This is a genomic window from Streptomyces sp. NPDC127084, assembly GCF_042724175.1.
GTDB lineage: Bacteria > Actinomycetota > Actinomycetes > Streptomycetales > Streptomycetaceae > Streptomyces.
In genome coordinates this window covers 20,902-23,493 of record NZ_JBHXFA010000123.1, presented here as the reverse complement: position 1 = coordinate 23,493, position 2,592 = coordinate 20,902, and the positions used below count along the sequence as shown (strand labels likewise).

General features: G+C 72.7%; 2 protein-coding genes. One reads left to right on the top strand and one right to left on the bottom strand.

The window, feature by feature from the left end:
- Positions 1–246: 246 nt before the first annotated feature.
- Positions 247–1,197: a sterol desaturase family protein gene (locus ACFWI9_RS25035; RefSeq protein WP_387165297.1), complete on the top strand. Its 951-nt coding sequence runs from the start codon at positions 247–249 to the stop codon at positions 1,195–1,197.
- Here ACFWI9_RS25035 and ACFWI9_RS25030 read toward each other — a convergent pair.
- Positions 1,098–2,435: a CoA transferase gene (locus tag ACFWI9_RS25030; protein WP_387165296.1), complete on the bottom strand. Its 1,338-nt coding sequence runs from the start codon at positions 2,433–2,435 to the stop codon at positions 1,098–1,100. The genes ACFWI9_RS25035 and ACFWI9_RS25030 overlap by 100 nt on opposite strands.
- Positions 2,436–2,592: the final 157 nt, after the last annotated feature.

Genomic DNA, 2,592 nt, shown 5'->3' with positions numbered 1-2,592 from the left:
CCTCGGCCCGTGCGGGCCTGGGGAGGCCCCACCCCCTCGGCCCTTGCGGGCCTGGGGAGGCCCCACCCCCTCGGCCCCTGCGGGCCTGGGGAGGGGGCCCATGCACCAGACGCTGCGGGCCCGCCCTTCGAGCGGACGGCGCCATTTGCCAGACACGGTCTAGGGCCGGAAGCCCGCCCTGCCTCTCGCATACTTGTCGGTAACGACATCTAGCCGCACCCGCACCACCGCCTCTACGGTCCTGGCATGGCGCCCAACCTGCCCGATGTCGTGCTGTGGTCGATCCCCGCCTTTGTACTGCTGACCGTCGTGGAGGCGGTCAGCTACCGGCTCCATCCCGACGAGGACGCCGCCGCCTACGGGGCGAAGGACGCCGCCACCAGCATCACCATGGGGCTCGGCAGCCTCTTCTTCGATCTCCTCTGGAAGATCCCCGTCGTGGCGATCTACACAGCGGTGTACGAGCTCACGCCGCTGCGCCTCCCCGTCCTGTGGTGGACGATCCCGATGATGCTGCTCGCGCAGGACTTCTTCTACTACTGGTCGCATCGCGGCCATCACGTCATCCGGATCCTGTGGGCCAGCCATGTCGTCCATCACTCCAGCCGCAGATTCAACCTCAGCACCGCGCTGCGCCAGCCCTGGACCGGCTTCACCACCTGGCCGTTCTACCTTCCGCTGGTGGCCTGCGGGGTGCATCCGGCGGCGCTGGCGTTCTGCTACTCCGTGAATCTCGTCTATCAGTTCTGGATCCACACGGAGCGGATCGGCAGGCTGCCCCGGTTCTTCGAGTACGTGTTCAACACGCCCTCGCACCACCGGGTGCACCACGCATCGCAGGGCGGCTATCTGGACCGGAACTTCGGCGGGATCCTGATCGTCTGGGACCGGCTCTTCCGCTCCTTCACCGCCGAGACCGAACGGCCCGTGTTCGGGCTCACCAAGAACATCGGGACCTACAACCCGCTGCGGGTCGCCACCCACGAGTACGTCTCCATCGCCCGCGACCTGCGCACGGCGGGCGACTGGCGGGAGCGGGCCGGGCGGGTGTTCCGAGGGCCCGGGTGGCAGCCTGCCCCCGGGCCCCGGGAACACGGTCAGGCCGTCAGCCACTCCGGGGCGTCCGAGCCCCAGGTACCCGGGGGGCGGGACCAGTCGGCCGGGCTGCCCTCGTACGCCACCGGCGAGCACGCGTAGCGCAGCTTGCCGAGCGGGCTCGCGGACTCGGCCAGCCAGGCGTCGGGTGTGTACGCGGCAGGCGCATCGACGGGCCGCCGCGGTAGTACACCGCTCAGCAGATGCGCCGTACGCGCCAGCGCCAGCCGCAGCAGCCGGGTGCCGCCTTCGGTGTCCTGCTCGGTCAGCGAGCGGAGCACGGCCGCCGCGAGCAGGTAGCCGGTGCCGTGGTCGAGGGCCTGGGCGGGCAGTGTCCCCGGCTGCTCGATGGAGCCTTCGAGTACGGCGATTCCACTCGCCACCTGTACGAGGCTGTCGAAGCCGCGCCGGTCGCCCCACGGACCTTCGTCGCCCCAGGCAGAGAGCTGGGCCACCACAAGGCCCGGGCGCATCAGGCCATGGCGCTCCAGCGCACCCGGACGGTAGCCGGTGACCAGCACATCCGCTTGGTCGAGCAGTTCGTCGAAGGTGCGGCGGTCCGCCGCGTTGTCCAGGTCCAGCGCGGCGGAGCGCTTACCGAAGCCGGTGTCGGCGTGCTGGTCGGCGAGTTCGGGGAGCCGGGGCGGGTCGATCCGCAGTACGTCCGACCCGAGCAGCGCGAGGGTCCGGGTGGCGACCGGCCCCGCGATGACCCGGGTCAGGTCGAGCACCCGCAGCCGGCCCTCTGCTCGCCGGCGCCTCGGTGCCGCGTCGTCCAGCCGATCCCGGGTCAGCAGCGGCTGCCGGGCCGCCAGTGCGCCCTGGGGATGCGCCGCCCATTCACCAGGGGTCCGCAGGGCGACCGCCAGGCCCCCGGCCTGGTACACCGCGTCCTCGACGTCCAGCGCCGACCGCTCGGCGATCGCGGACTCCACGCCGTCCTCGGTGGTGCCGAGCGCGGTGAGCAACGCGGCCCGGTGGTGCGGGTAGTTGGCGTGTGTACGCACCCAGCCGTCGGTGGCGCGCCAGAACCGGGACAGCGGGGCGAACGACACCGGGGCCCGCCCGTCCACCCGCAGGTGCCGCTCGCTGACGAACGCCGTGGCGACCGCTCCGTCATCGACCCGCACGGCGGGCACGGGGTCCCCGGAGAGGCTCGCGGAACGTTCGGCCGCCGCGAGCGAGCACACCGCCACCGTGGCGCGGGCCAGTTCCATCACGGGCAGTCGCGCGGGCAGCAGCCCGCGCGGTCCGCCGTACACGATGTGGCGGGTCAGCGCGGAATCTCCGCCGAGTGCCGCCCACAGGAGTTCGACGCCGGGTGAGGGAGTGTCAGTCATGAGTATCAGTGTGGCACTGAGTGCCATGTTCTTGGGGTGGAGGGAACGAAGCGGGGGGGGGGGGGGGGGGGGGGGGGGCGGCCCCCCCCCCCCCCCCCCCGCCCCCCCCCCGCGCCCCCCCCCCCGCCGCCCCCCCCCCCCGCGGGGTAGCAGCCCC

What these genes read in the sequence shown, in the direction of transcription:
- ACFWI9_RS25035 (WP_387165297.1), top strand. Translation starts at nt 247, where the DNA reads ATGGCGCCCAACCTGCCCGATGTCGTGCTGTGGTCGATCCCCGCCTTT.
- ACFWI9_RS25030 (WP_387165296.1), bottom strand. Translation starts at nt 2,435, where the DNA reads ATGACTGACACTCCCTCACCCGGCGTCGAACTCCTGTGGGCGGCACTC.